The sequence below is a fragment of the Serratia sp. HMSC15F11 genome, assembly GCF_001808215.1.
Lineage (GTDB): Bacteria > Pseudomonadota > Gammaproteobacteria > Enterobacterales > Enterobacteriaceae > Serratia > Serratia nevei.
The window spans coordinates 1-21,605 of sequence record NZ_KV792439.1 but is presented as its reverse complement, the minus strand read 5'-3'; the positions used below and the strand labels follow the sequence as shown (position 1 = coordinate 21,605).

The 21,605-nt window shown below is 63.1% G+C and carries 21 protein-coding genes and 1 riboswitch; of the genes, 13 read left to right on the top strand and 8 right to left on the bottom strand.

All coding sequences use genetic code 11. The features are described 5' to 3' along the window. A complete protein-coding gene (bioA, locus tag HMPREF3138_RS09225; RefSeq protein ID WP_038870937.1) occupies nt 1–1,275 on the bottom strand; it encodes an adenosylmethionine--8-amino-7-oxononanoate transaminase in 1,275 nt (424 codons plus the stop codon). An 88-nt stretch (nt 1,276–1,363) separates the two neighbouring features. Between bioA and bioB the strand changes: the two genes are divergently transcribed. Genes bioB through bioD form a run of 4 tightly spaced genes read left to right on the top strand, consistent with a single transcriptional unit; the run spans nt 1,364 to nt 4,970 of the window. Beyond that, nucleotides 1,364–2,401, top strand: a complete 1,038-nt coding sequence (gene bioB / locus HMPREF3138_RS09220) for a biotin synthase BioB (RefSeq protein WP_038870977.1) — start codon at nt 1,364–1,366, stop codon at nt 2,399–2,401. After that, on the top strand, nt 2,401–3,552 hold the full coding sequence (gene bioF, locus HMPREF3138_RS09215; protein ID WP_038870934.1) for an 8-amino-7-oxononanoate synthase: 1,152 nt from the start codon (nt 2,401–2,403) through the stop codon (nt 3,550–3,552). Before bioB ends, bioF begins: the two co-directional genes overlap by 1 nt. Beyond that, complete coding sequence (gene bioC, locus HMPREF3138_RS09210; protein WP_038870931.1) at nt 3,536–4,303, top strand: malonyl-ACP O-methyltransferase BioC; 768 nt, start codon at nt 3,536–3,538, stop codon at nt 4,301–4,303. The genes bioF and bioC overlap by 17 nt, the downstream gene beginning before the upstream one ends. After that, nucleotides 4,296–4,970 (top strand): dethiobiotin synthase, encoded by a 675-nt coding sequence (gene bioD / locus HMPREF3138_RS09205; protein ID WP_038870928.1) that lies wholly within the window; start codon nt 4,296–4,298, stop codon nt 4,968–4,970. The genes bioC and bioD overlap by 8 nt, the downstream gene beginning before the upstream one ends. A 25-nt stretch (nt 4,971–4,995) precedes the next feature. Here the strand turns inward: bioD and HMPREF3138_RS09200 are convergent, their stop codons facing one another. Then, nucleotides 4,996–5,718 carry an ATP-binding cassette domain-containing protein gene (locus tag HMPREF3138_RS09200; protein ID WP_038870925.1) on the bottom strand — a complete coding sequence of 241 codons (723 nt, stop codon included), beginning with the start codon at nt 5,716–5,718 and terminating at the stop codon, nt 4,996–4,998. A gap of 1,106 nt (nt 5,719–6,824) precedes the next feature. On the opposite strand from HMPREF3138_RS09200, the gene uvrB reads away from it, so the two are divergent. Together uvrB and HMPREF3138_RS09190 are read left to right on the top strand one after the other, a co-directional pair. Next, nucleotides 6,825–8,837 (top strand): excinuclease ABC subunit UvrB, encoded by a 2,013-nt coding sequence (gene uvrB, locus HMPREF3138_RS09195; protein ID WP_038870923.1) that lies wholly within the window; start codon nt 6,825–6,827, stop codon nt 8,835–8,837. A 100-nt stretch (nt 8,838–8,937) separates the two neighbouring features. Further along, nucleotides 8,938–9,204, top strand: coding sequence for a VF530 family protein (locus tag HMPREF3138_RS09190; RefSeq protein ID WP_038870921.1), 267 nt, complete (start codon nt 8,938–8,940; stop codon nt 9,202–9,204). Between the two features lie 6 nt (nt 9,205–9,210). On the opposite strand, the gene yvcK is transcribed toward HMPREF3138_RS09190, so the two are convergent. Beyond that, nucleotides 9,211–10,128 carry a uridine diphosphate-N-acetylglucosamine-binding protein YvcK gene (gene yvcK, locus HMPREF3138_RS09185; protein WP_070558938.1) on the bottom strand — a complete coding sequence of 306 codons (918 nt, stop codon included), beginning with the start codon at nt 10,126–10,128 and terminating at the stop codon, nt 9,211–9,213. 259 nt (nt 10,129–10,387) lie between these two features. Further along, nucleotides 10,388–10,532, top strand: a riboswitch (molybdenum cofactor riboswitch). On the opposite strand from yvcK, the gene moaA reads away from it, so the two are divergent. From moaA to HMPREF3138_RS09155, 6 genes are all read left to right on the top strand, one after another. Further along, nucleotides 10,519–11,505 carry a GTP 3',8-cyclase MoaA gene (gene moaA / locus HMPREF3138_RS09180; RefSeq protein WP_038870918.1) on the top strand — a complete coding sequence of 329 codons (987 nt, stop codon included), beginning with the start codon at nt 10,519–10,521 and terminating at the stop codon, nt 11,503–11,505. It overlaps the preceding riboswitch by 14 nt. A gap of 24 nt (nt 11,506–11,529) precedes the next feature. Next, a complete protein-coding gene (gene moaB, locus HMPREF3138_RS09175; RefSeq protein ID WP_033642238.1) occupies nt 11,530–12,045 on the top strand; it encodes a molybdenum cofactor biosynthesis protein B in 516 nt (171 codons plus the stop codon). A gap of 3 nt (nt 12,046–12,048) precedes the next feature. Further along, complete coding sequence (moaC, locus tag HMPREF3138_RS09170) at nt 12,049–12,528, top strand: cyclic pyranopterin monophosphate synthase MoaC (protein WP_038870915.1); 480 nt, start codon at nt 12,049–12,051, stop codon at nt 12,526–12,528. After that, on the top strand, nt 12,525–12,770 hold the full coding sequence (gene moaD, locus HMPREF3138_RS09165; protein ID WP_019453985.1) for a molybdopterin synthase sulfur carrier subunit: 246 nt from the start codon (nt 12,525–12,527) through the stop codon (nt 12,768–12,770). Before moaC ends, moaD begins: the two co-directional genes overlap by 4 nt. Nucleotides 12,771–12,772: 2 nt before the next feature. Continuing rightward, nucleotides 12,773–13,240 carry a molybdopterin synthase catalytic subunit MoaE gene (gene moaE, locus HMPREF3138_RS09160; RefSeq protein WP_004939764.1) on the top strand — a complete coding sequence of 156 codons (468 nt, stop codon included), beginning with the start codon at nt 12,773–12,775 and terminating at the stop codon, nt 13,238–13,240. Between the two features lie 130 nt (nt 13,241–13,370). Continuing rightward, nucleotides 13,371–14,081 carry a Bax inhibitor-1/YccA family protein gene (locus HMPREF3138_RS09155; protein WP_033637508.1) on the top strand — a complete coding sequence of 237 codons (711 nt, stop codon included), beginning with the start codon at nt 13,371–13,373 and terminating at the stop codon, nt 14,079–14,081. 75 nt (nt 14,082–14,156) lie between these two features. Here HMPREF3138_RS09155 and HMPREF3138_RS09150 read toward each other — a convergent pair whose 3' ends face one another. Genes HMPREF3138_RS09150 through cecR form a run of 5 tightly spaced genes read right to left on the bottom strand, consistent with a single transcriptional unit; the run spans nt 14,157 to nt 19,875 of the window. Beyond that, nucleotides 14,157–15,263 (bottom strand): ABC transporter permease, encoded by a 1,107-nt coding sequence (locus HMPREF3138_RS09150; protein WP_070558936.1) that lies wholly within the window; start codon nt 15,261–15,263, stop codon nt 14,157–14,159. A 12-nt stretch (nt 15,264–15,275) separates the two neighbouring features. After that, nucleotides 15,276–16,430, bottom strand: coding sequence for an ABC transporter permease (locus HMPREF3138_RS09145; protein ID WP_038870906.1), 1,155 nt, complete (start codon nt 16,428–16,430; stop codon nt 15,276–15,278). Further along, nucleotides 16,427–18,163, bottom strand: coding sequence for an ATP-binding cassette domain-containing protein (locus HMPREF3138_RS09140; protein ID WP_038870901.1), 1,737 nt, complete (start codon nt 18,161–18,163; stop codon nt 16,427–16,429). The genes HMPREF3138_RS09145 and HMPREF3138_RS09140 overlap by 4 nt, the downstream gene beginning before the upstream one ends. Before the next feature lie 8 nt (nt 18,164–18,171). After that, nucleotides 18,172–19,158, bottom strand: a complete 987-nt coding sequence (gene hlyD / locus HMPREF3138_RS09135) for a secretion protein HlyD (RefSeq protein ID WP_038870898.1) — start codon at nt 19,156–19,158, stop codon at nt 18,172–18,174. Between the two features lie 18 nt (nt 19,159–19,176). Continuing rightward, entirely contained in the window at nt 19,177–19,875 is a 699-nt protein-coding gene (gene cecR / locus HMPREF3138_RS09130; protein WP_038870895.1) for a CerR family C-terminal domain-containing protein, read from the bottom strand. Nucleotides 19,876–20,172: 297 nt separating this feature from the next. Between cecR and rhlE the strand changes: the two genes are divergently transcribed. Further along, nucleotides 20,173–21,540, top strand: a complete 1,368-nt coding sequence (gene rhlE / locus HMPREF3138_RS09125) for an ATP-dependent RNA helicase RhlE (protein ID WP_038870893.1) — start codon at nt 20,173–20,175, stop codon at nt 21,538–21,540. Nucleotides 21,541–21,605: the final 65 nt, after the last annotated feature.

Sequence of the window (21,605 nt, the reverse complement as noted above, 5' to 3'; positions counted from 1 at the left end):
TTAACGCGCGGCGGCGGCCACGGCGGCGGTCAGGCGGCTGAGCTGTTCCGCTTCGATGATGTAAGGCGGCATCAGGTAAATCAGCTTGCCGAACGGCCGGATCCACACCCCACGTTCGACGAATCTGTGCTGCAGTTCGGCGACGTCCACCGGTTCACGCATCTCCACCACCCCAATCGCGCCCAGCACCCGCACGTCCGCCACCTTCGGCAGTGCCGCGAGCGGCAGCAGTTCCTGTTTCAGCTGGGCTTCGATGGCGCTCACCTGTGCCTGCCAGCGATTTTCCGCCAGCAGCGCCAGGCTGGCGTCCGCCACCGCGCAGGCCAGCGGGTTGCCCATAAAGGTTGGGCCGTGCATAAAGCAGCCGGCCGCGCCGTTGCTGATGGTCTCCGCCACGTGGCGGGTGGTCAGGGTGGCGGACAGCGTCATGTAGCCGCCGGTCAGCGCCTTGCCCAGGCAGAGAATGTCCGGCACCACCTGCGCGTGCTCGCAGGCGAACAGCTTGCCGGTGCGGCCGAAGCCGGTGGCTATCTCGTCGGCGATCAGCAGCACCTGATGGCGATCGCACAGCTCGCGCACCCGCTTGAGGTAGGCCGGGTGGTAGATACGCATGCCGCCGGCGCCTTGCACCACCGGTTCCAGGATCACCGCCGCCACTTCACCGGCGTGCTGCTCCAGCAGCGCGGCGAACGGCGCGATGTCCTCTTCGCGCCATTCCTCGTCGAAGCGGCACTGCGGCGCGGTGGCGAACAGGTGCGGCGCCAGGTAGCCCTGATAGAGGCTGTGCATCGAGTTGTCCGGATCGCAGACCGACATCGCGCCGAAGGTATCGCCGTGATAGCCGTGGCGCAGCGTCAGGATGCGCTGCCGGCGCTCACCGCGCGCCTGCCAATACTGCAGCGCCATCTTCAGCGACACTTCCACCGCCACCGAACCGGAATCCGCCAGGAACACGCACTGCAGCGCTTCCGGCGTCATCGCCACTAACCGGCGGCACAGCGAGATGGCGGCCGGATGGGTAATACCGCCGAACATCACGTGCGACATCTTCTCCAGCTGCCGGCTGGCGGCCTGATTCAGGCGCGGGTGGTTGTAACCGTGGATCGCCGCCCACCAGGAGGACATACCGTCCACCAGACGCCGGCCGTCCGCCAGCTGCAGCTCGACGCCGCTGGCCGACTCGATCGGGTAACAGGGTAACGGGTGGCTCATGGAGGTGTAGGGGTGCCAGATATGACGTTGGTCAAACGCCAGGTCGGAAGCGGTGACAGACATGCTTGTAAACCAAATTTAATCAAGATTGGTTGACAGTATATCCACAATATTTAAACTGGCGACACTTTTTCGTTTTGGAGACGCCATGATGGCCGATCGCATTCACTGGACAGTAGGGCAAGCCCAGGCCCTGTTTGATAAACCTCTGCTTGAACTGCTGTTCGAAGCGCAAACCGTACACCGCCAGCACTTTGACCCGCGTCAGGTGCAGGTCAGCACGCTGCTGTCGATCAAGACCGGCGCTTGCCCGGAAGACTGCAAATACTGCCCGCAAAGCTCGCGCTACAAGACCGGTCTGGAGTCGGAGCGGTTGATGCAGGTCGAGCAGGTGCTGGAATCGGCGCGCAAGGCCAAGGCGAACGGCTCGACCCGTTTTTGCATGGGCGCGGCGTGGAAGAACCCGCACGAGCGCGATATGCCTTATCTGCAGCAGATGGTGCAGGGCGTGAAAGCGATGGGCATGGAAACTTGCATGACGCTGGGCACGCTTGACGGCACTCAGGCCGAGCGGCTGGCGGAAGCCGGGCTGGATTATTACAACCATAACCTCGATACCTCGCCGGAGTTTTACGGCAGCATCATCACCACCCGCAGCTACCAGGAACGCCTGGATACGCTCGACAAAGTGCGCGACGCCGGCATCAAAGTATGCTCCGGCGGCATCGTCGGGCTGGGTGAAACGGTGCGCGACCGCGCCGGGCTGCTGGTGCAGCTGGCCAACCTGCCGAAGCCGCCGGAGAGCGTGCCGATCAACATGTTGGTGAAGGTAAAAGGCACGCCGCTGGCGGATAACGACGACGTCGATCCGTTTGACTTTATCCGCACCATCGCGGTGGCGCGCATCATGATGCCGTCTTCTTATGTTCGCCTCTCCGCCGGCCGTGAACAGATGAACGAACAAACGCAGGCGATGTGCTTCATGGCTGGCGCCAACTCGATCTTCTACGGCTGCAAACTGCTGACCACGCCGAACCCGGAAGAAGACAAAGACCTGCAGCTGTTCCGCAAGCTGGGGCTGAACCCGCAGCAGACCGCCACCGAACACGGCGACAACCAGCAACAGCAGGCGCTGGCTAAGCAGCTGCTGAACGCCGATACCGCCGAGTTTTACAACGCGGCGCCGTGATGAGCTGGCCACAACGCATCGAGCAGGCGCTGGCAGAGCGGCGCCTGAACGCCGCCTACCGTCGGCGACAGACCACCGAGGGCGGCAACGGCCGCCAGATCCGGCTTGGCGATCGTCTCTACCTGAACTTCTCCGGCAACGACTACCTGGGGCTGAGCCAGGATGCGCGGGTGATCGCCGCCTGGCAGCAGGGCGCGCAGCGTTACGGCGTCGGCAGCGGCGGTTCGGGCCACGTCACCGGCTTTTGCGCAGCGCATCAGGCGCTGGAGGAGCAACTGGCGGCGTGGCTCGGCTATCCGCGCGCGCTGCTGTTCATCTCCGGTTACGCCGCCAACCAGGCGGTGCTGGCGGCGTTGATGCAGAAAGGCGATCGCATTTTAGCCGATCGCCTCAGCCACGCCTCGCTGCTGGAGGCGGCGGCGCAGTCGCCGGCCGAGCTGCGCCGCTTCCAGCACAATCAGCCGCAGGCGCTGGCGGATCTGCTGGCCAAACCCTGTGAAGGGCAGCGGCTGGCGGTGACCGAAGGGGTGTTCAGCATGGACGGCGACGGCGCACCGTTGGTGGAACTGCATCGCTTAACCCGCGCGGCGGGCGCCTGGCTGATGGTGGACGATGCCCACGGCGTCGGCGTGCGCGGCGAGCAAGGCCGCGGCAGCTGCTGGCAGCAGGGCGTGCGCCCTGAACTGCTGGTGGCGACCTTCGGCAAGGCGTTCGGCGTCAGCGGCGCGGCGGTGCTGTGCGATGAGGCGACCGCCGAGTATCTGCTGCAGTTCGCCCGCCATCTGATCTACAGCACCGCGATGCCGCCGGCGCAGGCCTGTGCGCTGCAGGCGGCGCTGGCCTGCATTCGAGAGGGGGATGAACTGCGCGCCCGGCTGCAGGACAACATCTGCCGTTTCCGCCAGGGCGCGGCGCCGCTGGCGCTAACCCTGACGGATTCCGACACCGCCATCCAGCCGCTGCTGGTGGGGGACAATCAACGCGCGCTCGATCTGGCGACCCGCCTGCGCGAGCGCGGGCTGTGGGTGAGCGCCATCCGCCCACCGACGGTGCCGCCGGGCGGCGCGCGGCTGCGCATCACCCTGACGGCGGCGCATCAGCCGCAGGACATCGATCGCCTGCTGGAGGTATTGCATGACGTCAGCCAATGACGCGGTGAACAAACAGGCGGTCGCTTCGGCCTTCAGCCGCGCCGCCGGCAGCTACGACGCCGCCGCCGCGCTGCAGCGAGACGTTGGCGAGCGCTTACTGGGGATGGGGAGTGCCCATCCGGGTGAACGGCTGCTGGATGCCGGCTGCGGCACCGGCTATTTCAGCCGCCTGTGGCGCGAGCGCGGCAAGCAGGTGACCGCGCTCGATCTGGCGCCGGGCATGCTGGACGTCGCCCGCCAACGGCAGGCGGCGCACCATTATCTGCTGGGTGATATCGAACGGGTGCCGCTGCCCGATGCGGCGATGGACATCTGTTTCAGCAGCCTGGTGGTGCAGTGGTGCAGCGATCTGCCCGCCGCGCTGGCGGAGCTGTATCGCGTGACCCGCCCCGGCGGCGCGATCCTGTTTTCCACGCTGTCGGCGGGATCGCTGCAGGAACTGGGGGACGCCTGGCAACAGGTAGACGGCGAGCGCCACGTGAACGCTTTCCTGCCGCTGGCGCAGATCCGCGCCGCCTGTGCTGACTATCGGCACGAGCTGGTCACGGAGCTGCGCACCCTGAACTACCCGGACGTGATGACGCTGATGCGTTCGCTCAAGGGCATCGGGGCCACGCACCTGCATCAGGGGCGCGAGGGCGGCCTGATGTCGCGCGGCCGTCTCGCCGCGCTGCAGGCGGCTTACCCGTGCCGGCAGGGGCAGTTCCCGCTCAGCTATCATCTGGTTTATGGAGTGATTTATCGTGATTAAACGTTGGTTCGTGACCGGCACCGACACCGAAGTCGGAAAAACCGTCGCCAGCAGCGCCTTGCTGCAGGCTGCCAACCGGGCGGGCTACCGCAGCGCCGGTTATAAGCCGGTGGCTTCCGGCAGCGAGATGACCACCGAGGGGCTGCGCAACGGCGACGCGCTGGCGCTGCAGGCCAACAGCGGCGTGGCGCTTCGCTACGACGAAGTGAACCCTTACGTTTTTGCCGAACCGACCTCGCCGCATATCGTCAGCGCCGATGAAGGCCGGCCGATCGAGGCGGCGCGGCTGTCCGACGGCCTGCGCCGGCTGGAGCAGCGCGCCGACTGGGTGCTGGTCGAGGGCGCGGGCGGGTGGTTTACCCCGCTGTCGGCGCAGTACACCTTCGCCGACTGGGTGCAGCAGGAGCAGCTGCCGGTGATCCTGGTGGTGGGCATTAAACTGGGCTGTATCAACCACGCGGTGCTGACGGCGCAGGCGGTACAACAGGCGGGGCTGACGCTGGCCGGTTGGATTGCCAACGACGTGACGCCGCCGGGACGGCGGCATCAGGAATACCTGGCCACGCTGCGCCGTATGCTGCCGGCGCCGCTGCTGGGCGAAATCCCGCATCTGCCGCAGGCCGAGCGGGCGCCGCTGGGGCAGTATCTGGATATCAGCCTGCTATAAACGCTCAATGAGGGGGCTTTCCCCCTCATCCTCCTTCCTGTCTCTCCAGCTCGGTACCGATCAACGCCTCATCCAGCTGCGCCAGCGCGCCGTGCGCCACCGTGCGCCCGCTGTCCAACAGGCAGAAGCGGTCCGCCACCCGGCGCACGAACGGCAGCTGATGCTCCACCAGTAAAATGGTCATGCCCAATTCGCGGTTGAGTCGGCGGATCACGTTGCCGATGTCGGCGGCGATCGAGGGGGGAACGCCCGCCGTCGGTTCGTCGAGGATCAGCAGCGCCGGCTCCTGGGCCAGCGCCCGGCCAATCGCCAGCTGGCGTTGGGCGCCCACGCAAAGATCGCCGGCGCGGCGCGCGCGCATCTGGCGCAAATGGGGAAACAGGCTGTAGATCAGCGGCGGAATGCGGCGAGGGGCGCCGCGCCCGGCCATTTGCGCCACCTGCAGATTCTCCTCCACGCTCAGCTGCGAGAAGAGCTGCCGCCCCTGGGGCACGTGGCTGATGCCCAGCGCAGCGCGGCGCTCCATCGGCTGCAGCAACAGGTTTTGCGGCGGCTGATCCGCCGGCTGCCAGGTCATGCTGCCGCTCACCACCGGCAGATGCCCCATAATGCAGTTGACCAGCGTGGTTTTGCCCACGCCGTTGCGCCCAAGCAGCACGGTGCACTGGCCGCGCGGCAGCTCCAGGTTGATGTCCCACAGGGTGTGGTTCTGCCCGTAAAATTGATTGACCGATCTCAGGCTCAGCATTTGGCATTCTCCTCATAGACGCCCGTTTCACTCGTTGGTGGGGACTGCAAAGGCCGCATGCGCGGCGGATTTCCCGAGTGTGGCAATGTCTGGAACAAAATGCCGCCCGCCTAATGAGCCAGAGCAAGGTCTGCGGTAGACGGAATGACAGTCAATATGTCGTTAAAAACGACGCTTGTGACGACTTGGTGTCGTTCTTGCGCTTTTACGGGCGATAGCGCCGCGGAGATTACGCGTCGCGTCAGGCAGCGCATCATGCTGTCGCACCGCGTTTATACGCAGGAAGATAAAGCAACTCTCAGGCCAGTTTTGCCGCCGGGTGAAAACGGGGATTGTTATCGTCTTGTTAACCACACGTCAGGCCTGACACGCGCTGCCGTGGCGGCCCGAAAATACGCGGGGAACTTAACCCGGACGTTTTTTGCACTCTTGTGGTGCTCTTTGGTCAGGGCATGGTGCAAGGCGTTGCGCCGCCGTCAAGAGCGATCCGCGTGAAAGGGGCCAATGCGATTTTGGCAATGGGGATTTTTAGTATTAATCGGCATAAACAAAGCGATATTTTTATGAAAAAATAACTAAAAAAGGCATTTTGGCGAGTGTAAAGGGCGAAAAGCTTTCTTTCTGTAACTCCCGCCCCGGGCGGGACGGTGAGAGTTATCCACTATTCCTGTGGATAACCTTGTGTATTAGATTTAGAAAAACGCTGTAAAGCGAGAGCCGACGCGGGTTCTGTTCGCTTTGTCCGCATTCTCGTCTTTTTATTAATATCATTAAATATCAGTAATTTAATTAAAATCAAGACGCAAGGGCATTGATCAGGCCTCTATGTATGATTTTTCGACGCCGTGCTAACAATAAGTTAATTCGCGGCAAGTTCTGGGGATAAATCTGTTATTGACAATAAAAATGTCACCGGGCTGTAACGCCACGGTGCAGCGGCGTCGCTGCGGCGTCGATCCCGGCGACGAATCCGCTTGAAGCTGGTTTTATATCCAGTATCATGGGCACTGGCGCAAATCGCCGACACTTTCCATAATTAGGGGCCATGCCCGGCGCAGAGCCGGCTGGCCGCCTGAGCGCGCGCATCTCCACAGGGTAGCCGAGCAATGAGTAAACTTTTCAAACTGCATTCAGAGTTCAAACCGGCCGGCGATCAGCCGGAAGCCATCCGCAAGCTGGAAGAGGGGCTGGAAGACGGCCTGGCGCACCAGACGCTGCTGGGGGTCACCGGTTCGGGCAAGACATTCACCATCGCCAACGTGATAGCCGATCTGAATCGGCCGACCATGGTGCTGGCGCCGAACAAGACGCTGGCGGCGCAGCTGTACGGCGAGATGAAAGAGTTTTTCCCGGAGAATGCGGTGGAATACTTCGTCTCCTACTACGACTACTACCAGCCGGAAGCCTACGTGCCCAGCTCCGACACCTTCATTGAAAAAGACGCTTCGGTGAACGAGCACATCGAGCAGATGCGCCTTTCCGCCACCAAGGCGCTGTTGGAGCGGCGCGACGTGGTGGTGGTGGCGTCGGTGTCGGCGATCTACGGCCTGGGCGATCCGGATCTTTACCTGAAGATGATGCTGCACCTGACCCAGGGCATGATCATCGATCAACGATCCATTTTGCGCCGGCTGGCGGAGCTGCAGTATTCCCGCAACGATCAGGCCTTCCAGCGCGCCACCTTCCGCGTGCGCGGCGAGGTGATCGACATCTACCCCGCGGAGTCGGACGAGCTGGCGCTGCGCGTCGAGCTGTTCGACGACGAAGTGGAGCGGCTGTCGCTGTTCGATCCGCTGACCGGGCAGATCGAGCAGGTGGTGCCGCGTTTTACCATCTACCCGAAATCGCACTATGTGACGCCGCGCGAGCGGATCATGCAGGCGATGGAAGAGATCAAGGTCGATCTGGCGGACCGCCGCAAGGTGCTGCTGGCCAACAACAAGCTGCTGGAAGAGCAGCGCCTGACGCAGCGCACCCAGTTCGATCTGGAGATGATGAACGAGCTGGGTTACTGCTCGGGCATCGAAAACTACTCGCGCTACCTGTCCGGGCGCGCCGAGGGCGAGCCGCCGCCGACGCTGTTCGACTACCTGCCGGCGGACGGCCTGCTGGTGGTCGACGAATCCCACGTCACCATTCCGCAGATCGGCGCGATGTTTAAGGGCGACCGCGCGCGTAAAGAAACGCTAGTGGAATACGGCTTCCGCCTGCCGTCGGCGCTGGACAACCGCCCCTTGCGCTTCGAGGAATTCGAGGCGCTGGCGCCGCAGACCATCTATGTTTCAGCGACGCCGGGCAAATATGAGCTGGAGAAATCCGGCGGCGATCTGATCGATCAGGTGGTGCGGCCGACCGGGCTGCTGGATCCGATCGTGGAGGTGCGGCCGGTCGCCACCCAGGTGGACGATCTGCTCTCCGAGATCCGCAAGCGCGCGGCGATCAACGAGCGCGTGTTGGTGACCACCCTAACCAAACGCATGGCGGAAGACCTGACCGAATACCTGGAAGAGCATGGCGAGCGCGTGCGTTACCTGCACTCGGACATCGATACCGTGGAACGGGTCGAAATCATCCGTGACCTGCGCCTGGGCGAGTTCGACGTGCTGGTGGGCATCAACCTGTTGCGTGAGGGGCTCGACATGCCTGAGGTGTCGCTGGTGGCGATTCTGGACGCCGACAAGGAAGGCTTCCTGCGTTCCGAGCGTTCGCTGATCCAGACCATCGGCCGCGCGGCGCGTAACCTGAACGGCAAGGCGATCCTGTATGGCGATCGCATCACCGATTCGATGGCCAAGGCGATCGGCGAAACCGAGCGGCGCCGCGCCAAGCAGCAGGCCTACAACGAAGCCAACGGCATCGTGCCGCAGGGGCTGAACAAGAAGATCGGCGATATTCTGCAGATCGGCCAGCCGGTCAACCGCGCCAAGAACAAAGGCAAGGGCAAGGCGCTGGACGGCGGCGCGCCGCTTCAGAACCTCACGCCGAAAGCGCTGGATCAGAAAATCCGCGATCTGGAGGCGCAGATGTACACCCACGCGCAAAACCTGGAGTTCGAGCAGGCCGCTGCGCTGCGCGACGAGATCCACCAGCTGCGCGAGCAGTTCATCGCGATTTCCTGACCGTTGGATGGCGCCCGCGCTGCGGGCGTCGAAATTCCTTGTCGGCCGCGCCAAAGCTGTTAAGGTGTGCGGCCCGATCTGACCACGAAGAGTACCGAACATGAGCCAACACCAGTCCAAAGACCCGCTGCACGGCGTGACGCTGGAGCAACTGCTGAATAAACTGGTGGATCACTACGGTTGGTCCGAGCTGGGCACACGCATTCGCATCAACTGCTTCCGCAGCGATCCGAGCATCAAGTCCAGCCTGAAGTTTTTGCGTCGCACGCCCTGGGCGCGCAAAGAGGTGGAAGATCTGTATATCGATATGGTCAGCCATCCCGCCCCAGCCAGCGATAATCCCTGGCTGCGCGGGCGAGACGGTTAAATTCGGTCAGTGGCGGGCGGCCAGCTCCACCAGCGCCCGATCCAGCGCCTGGCGCAGCAGCTGGCGATCGTGGCGATAAGGGATGTCGCTCGCTTCCAGCGGCTGTTGAATCACCCCCCGATCCTGCACTTCACTGGCGTCCACCGCCGGGCCGACGATCAGCGCATCGATCATTCGGCGGCCGATCTTCTCTTCCATCAGCGTCAGCTTATCCTGTAGCGACAGCGCCGCGGCGGCCACGCTCAGCTCGCGGCCTAGGTTGCCGATATAGATCATGCTGGCGCTGCTGCGACGCAGCGCCTGAGTGAGATCGTCCAGCAGCAGCAGCGGCATCAGGCTGGTGAGGAAACTGCCCGGCCCGATCAGGATCACGTCGGCCTGTGCGATGGCGTCCAGCGCTTCGCGCGTGGCGTTGACCGGCGGTGACAGCATCAGCTCCTGCGGCATATGGGTCAGCTGGTCGACATTCACTTCACCGTAAACATGGTTGCCTTCGTGATCGTGCGCCATCAAATCCACCGGCTGCTCCGACATCGGGATCAGCGCCGCGTCCACCTTTAGCAGGCTGCGCACCAGGTTGATCGCTTCCAGCGGGCGCACGCTCAGGTGATCCAGCGCTTTCAGCATCAGGTTACCGAGGTTGTGGCCGGCCAGTTCGCCGTTGCCGCTGAAGCGGTATTCGAACATCGCCGAGGCGACGCTCGGTTCGGTGATCAGCTGGTTGAGACAGTTACGGGTATCGCCCCAGGCAATGCCGCCTTCCGAACGGCGGATACGGCCGGTGGAACCGCCGTTGTCGGTGGTGGTGACGATGCCGGTCAGGCGGGAGCCTAAGGACGACAGGGCCGACATCACGCGGCCCAGGCCGTGTCCGCCGCCTAACGCCACCACGCGGTCGAGATCGGCCAGGGTACGATTACGCATAAATTTCCTTACAAAGGGGCTGAACTGCCCGCATAAGGTAGCGGATCCGGCATAAAAACGCGATAAGAGTGTCATTTGCGTGATTCCGGTCAATTCGTCCGCCCAAGTGATGTTTATCATGGTTTACCAGAATACGCGGCGTCTAAAAACGCTGTATAGACAATTATATAGCGAATTTACGCGTTGGCTATCGTTGCCGATTAGCGCTAGAATTCTGCTGAAAACCACGGTTTCGTTCCGGCTACTCAAGGTAGCGGGAAGAGAAATCAAACTCCTAGCCCCTGCGCCTACGTTGTTCATCCGGAACGATATGGCGCCTGGGCCGTGGCGAAGTCAGCCACCAGGGTGCAGAGGGGAAACGCTCGCATCTCCCGACTTTGGAAAGGTGTTATGGTGCCGCAACTCATTGATGCTTATGAGCGCAAGTTCTATTACCTGCGCTTGTCGATCACCGACGTGTGCAACTTTCGTTGCACCTATTGTCTGCCCGACGGCTACAAGCCGAGCGGCAGCCCGAAAAGCTTCCTGTCGCTGGATGAAATCCGCCGCGTCAGCCGCGCGTTCGCCGAACTGGGCACCGAAAAGGTGCGCCTGACCGGCGGCGAGCCTTCGCTGCGCCGCGATTTTACCGAGATCATCGCCGCCGTGCGGGAAAACCCGGCCATCCGTACCCTAGCGGTCACCACCAACGGCTACCGTCTGGCGCGCGACGTCGCCGCCTGGCGTGACGCCGGTCTGACGGCGATTAACGTCAGCGTTGACAGCCTGGATCCCCGCCAGTTTCACGCCATCACCGGTCAGGACAAGTTCCGCCAGGTGATGGACGGCATCGACGCCGCCTTCAGCGCCGGTTTCAGCAAGGTTAAGGTCAACGCGGTGCTGATGCGCGACGTTAACCACCAGCAGCTCGGCGCCTTTCTCGCCTGGATCAAAGACCGGCCGATCCAGCTGCGTTTTATCGAACTGATGGAAACCGGCGAGGGCGGCGAGCTGTTTCGCAAACACCACGTTTCCGGCGAAGTGATTCGCCGGCAGCTGGAGCTGCAGGGCTGGCAGCGCCAGGCGCGCGGCCGCAGCGACGGCCCGGCGCAGGTGTTCAGCCACCCGGACTACCAGGGTGAGGTGGGTCTTATCATGCCTTATGAAAAAGACTTCTGCGCCAGCTGCAACCGGCTGCGCGTTTCTTCCATCGGCAATCTGCACCTGTGCCTGTTCGGTGAGCAGGGGGTGCCCCTGCGCGATCTGCTGGCGGACGACGGCCAGCTCGACGCGCTGAAAGCGCGCATCCAGAGCGGGCTGCTGAGCAAGAAGCAGACCCATTTCCTGCATCAGGGTAACAGCGGGATCACCCAGAACCTGTCGTTTATCGGCGGCTGACAGCCAATAGGAGCCTATTGAACCATGAGCCATGCGAGCAGCGAGTTTATTCCGGCGCATATCGCCATCCTGACCGTGTCCGACAGTCGCGGCGCGGCGGAAGACACTTCCGGCCAATATCTGCAGGAAGCGGCGCAGGAAGCCGGCCATCAGGTGGTGGATCGCGCCATCGTCAAAGATGACATTTACCAGATCCGCGCGCGGGTTTCCGCCTGGATCGCCGATGACAACGTGCAGGCGGTGTTGATCACCGGCGGCACCGGTTTTACCGCCCGCGACAACACGCCGGAAGCGCTGCTGCCGCTGTTCGACAGAGAGGTGGAAGGGTTCGGCGAACTGTTCCGCATGGTGTCGTACGAAGAGATCGGCACCGCGACGATCCAGTCGCGCGCGCTGGCCGGCCTGGCCAACCGCACGGTGATCTTCGCCATGCCGGGCTCCACCCGCGCCTGCCGCACCGCCTGGGAGCGGATTATCGAAGAGCAGTTGGACGCGCGTCATCGCCCGTGCAACTTCCAGCCCCATTTGAAGAAGCCCTGAGTCATGACACAGCTAACCCACATTAACGCCGCCGGCGAAGCCCATATGGTTGACGTGTCCGCCAAGGCCGACACGGTGCGCGAGGCGCGCGCCGAAGCCTTCGTCGAGATGCTGCCCGCCACGCTGGCGATGATCGTCGACGGCAGCCATCACAAGGGCGATGTGTTCGCCACGGCGCGCATCGCCGGCATTCAGGCGGCCAAACGTACCTGGGAGCTGATCCCGCTGTGCCACCCGCTGATGCTGAGCAAGGTCGAAGTGCAGCTGGAGGCGCAAACGCAGCACAGCCGGGTGCGCATCGAAACCTGCTGCCGGCTGACCGGCAAAACCGGCGTCGAGATGGAGGCGCTGACCGCCGCCTCGGTGGCGGCATTGACCATCTATGACATGTGCAAAGCGGTACAGAAAGACATGGTGATCGGCCCGGTGCGCCTGCTGGCGAAAAGCGGCGGCAAATCCGGCGATTTTAAGGTGAACGTATGATCGATATTCTTTTCTTCGCGCAGGTGCGCGAACTGGTGGGCACCGGCGGCCTGTCGATGCCGGCGGATTACCCGACCGTCGAGGCGCTGCGCCAGGCGCTGTGTGCGCGCGGCGATCGCTGGGCGCTGGCGCTGGAGTCCGGCAAGCTGTTGGCGGCGGTCAATCAGTCGCTGGTGGCGGCGGACCATCCGCTGCGCGCCGGCGATGAAGTGGCCTTCTTCCCGCCGGTCACCGGGGGATAAGCATGGAAAATACCCGCATTCGCGTGGGCGAGGCGCCGTTCAACGTCGGCGACGAGTACCAGTGGCTGGCGCAGTGCGACGCCGATGGCGCGGTGGTGACCTTCACCGGCAAGGTGCGCAATCATAATCTGGGTGACGACGTCAGCGCGCTGACGCTGGAACACTACCCCGGCATGACCGAGAAGGCGCTGGCGGAGATCGTGGCCGAGGCGCGCAGCCGTTGGCCGCTGCAGCGGGTGACGGTGATCCACCGCGTCGGTGCTCTGTATCCCGGCGACGAGATCGTGTTCGTCGGCGTGACCGGCGCGCACCGCAGCATGGCGTTCGCCGCCAGCGAGTTCATCATGGACTACCTGAAGACCCGCGCGCCGTTCTGGAAGCGCGAAGCCACCGGCCAGGGCGATCGTTGGGTAGACGCCCGCGACAGCGATCGCGAGGCCGCGCAGCGCTGGCACGACGCGGCTAAATAACGCGTCAACAGCGGAAACAAATCAAGACCTTTGCCGCTTTCGCCCGGCATATTCTGTGGTACGCTTATAGCAGGCGAAGCCCCGTTCGCGGGGCTTCGGAATCTTGTTTACAACGCAAAAGGTAACCGTCATGGACCGATATCCACGCTCTAATGGTTCAATCGTCGAACGTGCCAACAGCGGCATTCAGGCCTACATGGCGCAGGTTTACGGCTGGATGACCTGCGGTCTGCTGCTGACGGCGTTCGTTTCCTGGTATGCGGCCAACACGCCCGCGATCCTCAACTTCATCTTCTCCAGCCAGATCACCTTCTTTGGCCTGATCATCGCCCAACTGGCACTGGTGTTCGTGATTTCCGGCATGGTCAACCGCCTGAGCGGCGCGGTGGCCACTTCGCTGTTCATGCTGTACTCGGCGCTGACCGGGCTGACGCTGTCGAGCATCTTCATCGCCTACACCTACAGCTCGATCGCCAGCACCTTCGTGGTCACCGCCGGCATGTTCGGCGCCATGAGCCTGTACGGTTACACCACCAAGCGCGATCTGAGCGGCTTCGGCAGCATGCTGTTCATGGCGCTGATCGGCATCGTGCTGGCCTCGCTGGTGAACATCTGGCTGAAAAGCACCGCGCTGATGTGGGCGATTACCTACATCGGAGTGGTGGTGTTCGTCGGCCTGACCGCGTACGACACGCAAAAACTCAAGGCGATGGGCGAGCAGCTGAACGCTGATGATAAAGACAGCTTCCGCAAGTACGCCATCGTCGGCGCGCTGACGCTGTATCTCGATTTCATCAACCTGTTCCTGATGTTGCTGCGTATCTTCGGCAACCGTCGCTAAATCCGTGGCCTTTCAAGCAGTAGCTTGAAATCCACAGGACTGACCAGGCTCTGCATGTGACATGCAGAGCCTTTTTTATGCGATTTTGCGGCGGAACAGCGCGTAGGCGGCGCTGCCGGTGGTGGCGGTGATCACCAGCAGCGGCCACAGGCTGTGCCAGATGATGTCGAAGCTGGCGTCCTTCAGGTAGATCTGCTTGGTGATGTCGGTGAAGTGGCGTATCGGGTTGACCCAGGTCAGATCCTGCAACCACACCGGCATATTCTCCACCGGCGAGACGTAACCCGAGAGCAGTATCGCCGGCATCATGAACACGAACACGCCGATGAACGCCTGCTGCTGAGTGGCGCACAGCGACGAGATCAGCAGGCCGAAACCGACCAGTGACAGCCCGTAGATCAGCATGGTGGCATAGAACAGCAGCAGCGATCCGGCAAACGGGATCTGGTACAGGAAGATGCCGATCAGCAGCACGATGCTGGCCTGGAAGCTGGCGACGATCAGTGCCGGCACCGCCTTGCCGATAAAGATCTGCCAGGTGGTGAGCGGCGAGACCAGCAGCTGTTCCAGCGTGCCCTGTTCGCGTTCGCGCGCCACCGACAGCGAGGTGACGATCAGCACGCCAATGGTGGTGATCATGGCGATCAGCGACGGCACCACGAACCATTTGTAGTCCAGATTCGGGTTATACCAGTTGCGCACCACCAGCTCGCTGTTGTTGGGTTTGGCGCGGTTGCCGAGCAGCTCGTTCTGATATTCCTGCACGATCTGCTGCACGTAGTTGGCGGCGATCTGTGCGCTGTTGGAGTTGCGCCCGTCGAGCAGCAGCTGCAGCGGCGCGGTGTTGCCGGCGGCGATATCGCGCGAGAACTGCGCCGGGAAGCGGATCAGCAGCAGCGCCCGCTGGTTATCGATGGTGGTCTTTATTTCCTGCGGGCTGCGCAGCAGCAGCACGTGTTGAAAGGCCTTGACCTTGGCGAAGCGCTGGGTCAACTCCACTGAGGCTTGGCCGCTGTCCTCGCTGTAGACCGCGATGGTGGCGTTGGTGACTTCCAGCGTCGAGGCGAACGGGAACAGCAGCACCTGCAGGATCACCGGCATGATTAAAATGGCGCGGGTTTGCGGATCGCGCAGCAGCGCCTGCATTTCCTTGATGATAAGCGTCAACAGACGATGAAACATCGCTCTTTCTCCTCAATCCAGCCGGCGCTGGGTTTTCCAGGCCGTCAGGCCGATGAACACCACGGCGGAAGCGATCAGGAACAGCAGATTGATCAGCAGCACGGTGCCGACGTTGCCCGCCAGGAACAGCGTTTGCAGCGTGCTGACGAAGTAGCGCGCCGGAATGATGTAGGTCACCGCGCGCACGATGGCCGGCATGCTGTCGATCTGGAAAATAAAGCCGGACAGCATGATCGAAGGCAGGAAGGCGGCGTTCAGCGCCACCATCGCCGCATTGAACTGATTGCGGGTGAGGGTGGAGATCAGCAGGCCCATGCCGAGGGTGCTGGCGAGGAACAGGCTGCTGATCAGCAACAGGATCGGCAGGGAGCCGCGATAGGGCACGCCGAGCACCCACACCGCCACCGCCATGCACAGCGCCATGGCGGCCATGCCGAGGAAGTAATAAGGGATCAGCTTGGAAAGCAGCAGCTCGCTGCGCGTCACCTGGGTGGACAGCAGGGCCTCCATGGTGCCGCGCTCCCATTCGCGGGCGATCACCAGCGAGGTGAGAATGGCGCCGATCACCGTCATGATGATGGTGATGGCGCCGGGAATGATGTAGTGCCGGCTGATGGCCGCCGGGTTGAACCAGTAGCGCATCTGTACGTCAATCAGCGGTTTGTCGCTGTTCCCCCGATCGGTGGCGCGCTGCTGCTGCCAAATTTGCCATACGCCCTGGGCATAGCCCTGCACGAAGTTGGCGGTGTTCGGCTCGCTGCCGTCGGTGATGATCTGGATAGGGGCGCTGTCGTGCGGGCGCGCCATGCGCTGGTCGAAATCCACCGGGATCACCACCAGGCCGCGGATCGTGCCGGCCTGCATCTGCTGGATCAGCTGTTGGCGGTTGTCGCTGATGGTTGGTTCGATATAGGGCGAGCCGGCGAACGCCTGGGCCAGATCGCGCGCGTCTTCGCTCTGCTGCTCCATCAGAATGCCCAGATGCAGCTTGCTGGAGTCCAGGTTGATGCCGTAGCCGAAGATAAACAGCAGCATCAGCGGGATGACGAAGGCGATCAGGCCGCTGCTGGGATCGCGCAGTATTTGCCGCGTTTCCTTCAGGCACAGCGCGCGCAGCCGGCGCCAGGAGAAGCCGCCGTCGTCGATTGGGGTTCGGTTATCGCTCACCGTGATTCCTCCTCATCGTAACCCTGCACCAGCTCGATAAACGCCTGCTCCATCGAGGGGTTGGGATTGTCGTCGCGCGCCACCTGCTGTTTGAGATCGTCCGGCGTGCCGGCGGCGATGATCTTGCCGCGGTACACCAGGCCGATGCGGTCGCAGTACTCCGCTTCGTCCATAAAGTGGGTGGTCACCATCACCGTGACGCCCTTGTCGACCATGCCGTTGATGTGCAACCAGAACTCGCGCCGCGTCAGCGGATCGACGCCGGAAGTCGGTTCGTCGAGGAACAGGATATCCGGTTCGTGCATCAGCGCGCAGGCCAGCGCCAGGCGCTGTTTGAAGCCGAGCGGCAGCGCGTCCGGCGTCTGATCGAGGATCGGCGCGAAGTTGAAGGCGCGCGACATCTCGTCGATTTTGTCGCGCTGCGCCTTGCCGCTCAGGCCGTAGACGCCGGAGAAGAACTTCAGGTTCTGCGCCACCGTCAGGTTGCCGTACAGCGAGAATTTTTGCGCCATGTAGCCGAGGCGCTGGCGCGCCTGGCCGGAGCTGGTCTTGAGATCCATCCCCAGCACCAGCGCCTTACCGCTGGAGGGGATCAGCAGGCCGCACATCATTTTAAAGGTGGTGGACTTGCCGGCGCCGTTCGGTCCGAGCAGGCCGAAAATTTCGCCGCGCCGCACCTGAAAATCAACGTGATCGGTAGCGGCGAAGTCGCCGAATTTTTTGGTCAGCTGCACCGCTTCGATCACCGTTTCACCGCTTTCGCCGTTGACGGTCGGCATGATCTCCGCCAGCGCCGAGCGGTGGTTGGGGCCGCCGCCGAGCAGATCGATAAACGCATCCTCGAAGCGCGGATCCGCTTCGTCCAGTTCGGCGTCCGGCAGGTCCAGCGCCTGCAACAGCTGCCAGTGAGCTTCGCCTTCCTTCAGGATCAGGCGCAGATACTTGCCCTGGATCACCCCGTCGGTGACCGCCGGCAGGCAGATCGCCCGCTGCAGCAGCGATCGATGGCTGCCGGGGGGCGCGGCGATCAACACCGTGCGCCCGGCCATACGGCGGGTCAGCTCCTGCGGCGCGCCGCTGAACAGCAGCTCGCCCTCGTTGAGCAGCAGCACTTCGCGGCACTGTTCGGCCTCATCGAGATAAGACGTGCTCCACAGGATCAGCATGCCGTCGTTGGCCAGCTCGTGCACCATGCGCCACAGCTCGCGGCGCGAGATAGGATCGACGCCGACGCCCGGCTCATCCAGCAACAGCACCTGAGGTTCGCCCACCAGCGTGCAGGCCAGGCCGAGTTTCTGCTTCATACCGCCGGACAGCTTGCCCGCCAGGCGCTCGGTAAAGCGGGTCAGATCGGTGAATTTCAACAGCCGCTCGAAGGTCTGGCGGCGAAGATCGCCGGTGACGCCGCGCAGATCGGCGTACAGCGTCAGGTTCTCCATCACCGTCAGATCCTCATACAGCCCGAACTTCTGCGGCATGTAGCCGAGGATCGCGTGCAGTTGACGATCCTGCGCGATCGGATCCAGCCCGGCGACCCGCAGTTTGCCGCTGCTGGGCTGCAGCAGCCCGGCCAGCATGCGCAGCAGGGTGGTTTTGCCGGCGCCGTCCGGGCCGACCAGCCCGATCACCGCGCCGCTGCGTAGGGTGGTGGTCAGGCTGGCGACCGCCGGTTTCTCAAGCGACGGGAAGCGCTTCTCCAGCCCTTCCAGCTCAATGGTGTGCGCCTGTTCCATGGCCGGCCTCAGGGTTTGGCGAAGCGCAGGGTGACCGGCATGCCCTGGCGCAGCGCGTCGTCGGCGTCGGTGACGATCACCCGCAGGCGGTACACCAGATCGGTGCGCAGATCCGGCGTTTCAACGCTTTTCGGCGTGAATTCTGCGGTCGGCGAGACGAAACCGATCTTACCGTGGTAAGGCTTGTCGGGACGGCCGTCGGTGTAGATCTCCAGTTCGGTGCCGGGCACCGCCTGGTTCAGGCTGGTTTCGTTGACGTAGGCGCGCACCCACACCGGCCGGGTCAGCGACAGGGTGAAGACCGTGCCGCCGGCGCCGAGCATGGTGCCCGGCTCCACCGCGCGGGTCAGCACCGTGCCGGCGGAAGGGGAGACCAGCGTGGCGTCTTGCAGGTTCAACTGCGCCTGTGCCAGCGCCGCCTCGCTCTGCGCCACGTCGGCCTTGGCCTGTTCGATTTCTTGCGGGCGGTTGCCGCTGAGGTATTGCGACAGCTTGTCTTTCGCCGCCTGCAGGTTGGCCTGAGCCTGATTGCGGGCGGTGCGCGCATCCTCCAGCGCGTCGGCGGAGGTGGCGTTTTTCGCCCACAGCCCCTGCTGGCGTTTCAGGAAGCTGTCGGCGTAGGCGAAGGCGGACTGGCGCTGCGCCATTTCCGACCGTACCTGGGCGATCTCTTCGCTGCGGTAACCGGCCTGCAGCAGCGACAGCTTGGCGTGCGCGCTGCCGACGTTGGCTTCGGCCTGCTGCAGCGCGTTGCGGTAGGGCGCGTCGTCCAGTTTGCCGAGCAGCTGGCCCGGCTGAACGGCATCGCCTTCATCCACCGTCAGCGACGCCAGGCGGCCATCGACACGAAAGCCGAGGTTCACCGTGCGGATGTCGACGTTGCCGTACAGCGTCAGCGGCTTATCCTGCTGTTGTTGGTAATGCCATACCCCGTAAGCGGCGGCCGCGATCAGCAGAATTAACAACACGATCAAGGCACTGCATTTTTTGTTCATAACACTCCCTGCCTGAATTTACGCGCCGTGACGTTGGCGCAGCCCGGTAACCAGAATCTCAATATGTTCGCTCAGCACGGCGCCGATCTGCGCCGCTTCGTCCTCGCCAATCTCTTGCCAGCCGGCCTGGCGGCGGATGGTTTCGCGCGCCACGCGAAACGACAGCACCTCGCCGATCAGCGCATGGGTATGCAGCACGAGGCGGATCGCCTGGTCGTCGATGCCGGTCGCGGCCGCCAGCAGGCGGCACAGCCGTGCGTGCATCGGCGCGATCACCTGGCTGTGGATCAGCGGGTAGGCCTCGGTCGGGGCGAGCTGTTCGCGCGACATGATTTTGCTCAGGTTCAGCGTGTGCGGCTGGGTCATCAGTTCGCTGAAGGCCAGCAGGCCACGCTGCAGCAAACGCAGCGCCGCGTCGGGTGAGCGCTGCGCGGCGGACTGTTGCCAGAAGCGATCGACCTCGTCGGCCAGCGGGGCGAACGCCTGCTGGATGAAATCGGCGAGCGACTGCGCCACGGCCAGGTACAGCCCCTCTTTGGAGCTGAAGTAATAGGTGATGGCGGCGATATTCTGGCCGGCCCGTTGGGCGATGTCGCGGGTGGTGGCGCCCTGCAGGCCGCATTCGCCGAACAGTTCGGTCGCCGCGGCGAGCAGCTGCCGGCGCGTTTGCTCGCCGCGCGCTCGGCCGGCGGCCTGATGAGGGACGGAAGCTGGCATGGGTCACGCTCGAAGTTAATCAATCATATGATTAACTTTATGCCAGATTGTTTAAAACGCAACCGCTAATCACAATGAGTTATGTGATCGGCTTCAGACAATGCTGAATTTACGGCAGATTGTGCTCTGGGTACGTAAAAGTGCTTTTTATTGCGCGACTTCTGTTACAATCGCCGCCTGGTGCACTGCAGTTTGTGCCAATCCCTCGTGGTCATGCTTAATGCCCCGTCTGATCATCCTCCCAGGAAACTGCACCGAACACCGTTAGGTTAGGGGGGATCTGGAGTTTTTCTCTTTATGTCATTTGAAACCCTCGGCTTAAGTGCTGAAATTGTGCGCGCTGTTGAAGAACAGGGCTATCGCGAACCGACGCCGATTCAGCGTCAGGCTATCCCTGTCGTGCTGGAAGGTCGTGACCTGATGGCCAGCGCCCAGACCGGCACCGGTAAAACCGCCGGTTTTACCCTGCCGCTGTTGCAGCTGCTGAGCAAGCATGACCATCCGGTCAAGGGCCGTCGCCCGGTGCGCGCGCTGATCCTGACGCCAACCCGTGAGCTGGCGGCGCAGATTGGCGAAAACGTCGATGCCTACAGCAAACACCTGCGCCTGCGTTCGCTGGTGGTGTTCGGCGGCGTGAGCATCAACCCGCAGATGATGAAGCTGCGGGGCGGCGTCGATATCCTGGTGGCAACGCCGGGCCGTCTGCTGGATCTGGAACATCAGAACGCGGTTGACCTGTCCAAAATCGAAATTCTGGTGCTGGACGAAGCGGACCGCATGCTGGACATGGGCTTTATCCACGACATCCGCCGCGTGCTGGCCAAGTTGCCGGCCAAGCGTCAGAACCTGCTGTTCTCCGCGACCTTCTCCGACGACATCAAGGCGCTGGCCAACAAGCTGCTGCACAACCCGGCTTCGGTAGAAGTGGCGCGCCGCAACACCGCGTCTGAGCAGATCGAGCAGAGCGTGCACTTCGTCGATAAGAAGCGTAAGCGGGAACTGCTGTCGCAGATGATCGGCGAAGGCGACTGGAAGCAGGTGCTGGTGTTTACCCGCACCAAGCACGGCGCCAACCACCTGGCGGAGCAGCTGAACAAAGACGGCATCACCGCAGCGGCGATCCACGGCAACAAGAGCCAGGGCGCCCGTACCCGTGCGCTGGCCGACTTCAAAGACGGCCGCATCCGCGTGCTGGTGGCGACCGACATCGCGGCGCGCGGTCTGGATATCGACCAGCTGCCGCACGTGGTGAACTACGAGCTGCCTAACGTGCCGGAAGACTACGTGCACCGCATCGGCCGTACCGGCCGCGCGGAGCGCACCGGCGAAGCTATCTCGCTGGTGTGCGTGGATGAGCACAAGCTGCTGCGCGACATCGAGCGTCTGCTGAAGCGTGAAATTCCGCGCATTGCGCTGCCGGGCTACGATCCGGATCCGACCATCAAGGCCGAGCCGATCATCAACGGCCGCCAGGGGGGCGGGCGCGGCAACGGCGGTGGCCAGCGTTCCGGTAACGGCGGCGGTCAGCGCAGCGGCAACGCGAACGGCGGCCAGCGTGAAAACCGCGGCAACGGCAACGGTAACGCCCGCCCGCAGGGTGATGGCCAGCGCCGTTCCGGCGCACCGGCTTCGCGCCGCCCACGCAACCGCAAACCGGCTGAATAAGCCTGATTGCTCAAAGAGTAAGCCGCCGATACGGGCGGCTTTTTTTTGGTTCATCGCGCTTTACC

Coding starts and splice junctions, on each gene's coding strand:
- HMPREF3138_RS09140 (WP_038870901.1), bottom strand. CDS start 18,163: ATGGAACAGGCGCACACCATTGAGCTGGAAGGGCTGGAGAAGCGCTTC.
- bioA (WP_038870937.1), bottom strand. CDS start 1,275: ATGTCTGTCACCGCTTCCGACCTGGCGTTTGACCAACGTCATATCTGG.
- yvcK (WP_070558938.1), bottom strand. CDS start 10,128: ATGCGTAATCGTACCCTGGCCGATCTCGACCGCGTGGTGGCGTTAGGC.
- HMPREF3138_RS09155 (WP_033637508.1), top strand. CDS start 13,371: ATGGACCGATATCCACGCTCTAATGGTTCAATCGTCGAACGTGCCAAC.
- bioB (WP_038870977.1), top strand. CDS start 1,364: ATGGCCGATCGCATTCACTGGACAGTAGGGCAAGCCCAGGCCCTGTTT.
- moaD (WP_019453985.1), top strand. CDS start 12,525: ATGATCGATATTCTTTTCTTCGCGCAGGTGCGCGAACTGGTGGGCACC.
- rhlE (WP_038870893.1), top strand. CDS start 20,173: ATGTCATTTGAAACCCTCGGCTTAAGTGCTGAAATTGTGCGCGCTGTT.
- moaC (WP_038870915.1), top strand. CDS start 12,049: ATGACACAGCTAACCCACATTAACGCCGCCGGCGAAGCCCATATGGTT.
- HMPREF3138_RS09190 (WP_038870921.1), top strand. CDS start 8,938: ATGAGCCAACACCAGTCCAAAGACCCGCTGCACGGCGTGACGCTGGAG.
- moaB (WP_033642238.1), top strand. CDS start 11,530: ATGAGCCATGCGAGCAGCGAGTTTATTCCGGCGCATATCGCCATCCTG.
- cecR (WP_038870895.1), bottom strand. CDS start 19,875: ATGCCAGCTTCCGTCCCTCATCAGGCCGCCGGCCGAGCGCGCGGCGAG.
- hlyD (WP_038870898.1), bottom strand. CDS start 19,158: ATGAACAAAAAATGCAGTGCCTTGATCGTGTTGTTAATTCTGCTGATC.
- uvrB (WP_038870923.1), top strand. CDS start 6,825: ATGAGTAAACTTTTCAAACTGCATTCAGAGTTCAAACCGGCCGGCGAT.
- moaE (WP_004939764.1), top strand. CDS start 12,773: ATGGAAAATACCCGCATTCGCGTGGGCGAGGCGCCGTTCAACGTCGGC.
- HMPREF3138_RS09150 (WP_070558936.1), bottom strand. CDS start 15,263: ATGTTTCATCGTCTGTTGACGCTTATCATCAAGGAAATGCAGGCGCTG.
- bioF (WP_038870934.1), top strand. CDS start 2,401: ATGAGCTGGCCACAACGCATCGAGCAGGCGCTGGCAGAGCGGCGCCTG.
- HMPREF3138_RS09200 (WP_038870925.1), bottom strand. CDS start 5,718: ATGCTGAGCCTGAGATCGGTCAATCAATTTTACGGGCAGAACCACACC.
- bioC (WP_038870931.1), top strand. CDS start 3,536: ATGACGTCAGCCAATGACGCGGTGAACAAACAGGCGGTCGCTTCGGCC.
- moaA (WP_038870918.1), top strand. CDS start 10,519: ATGGTGCCGCAACTCATTGATGCTTATGAGCGCAAGTTCTATTACCTG.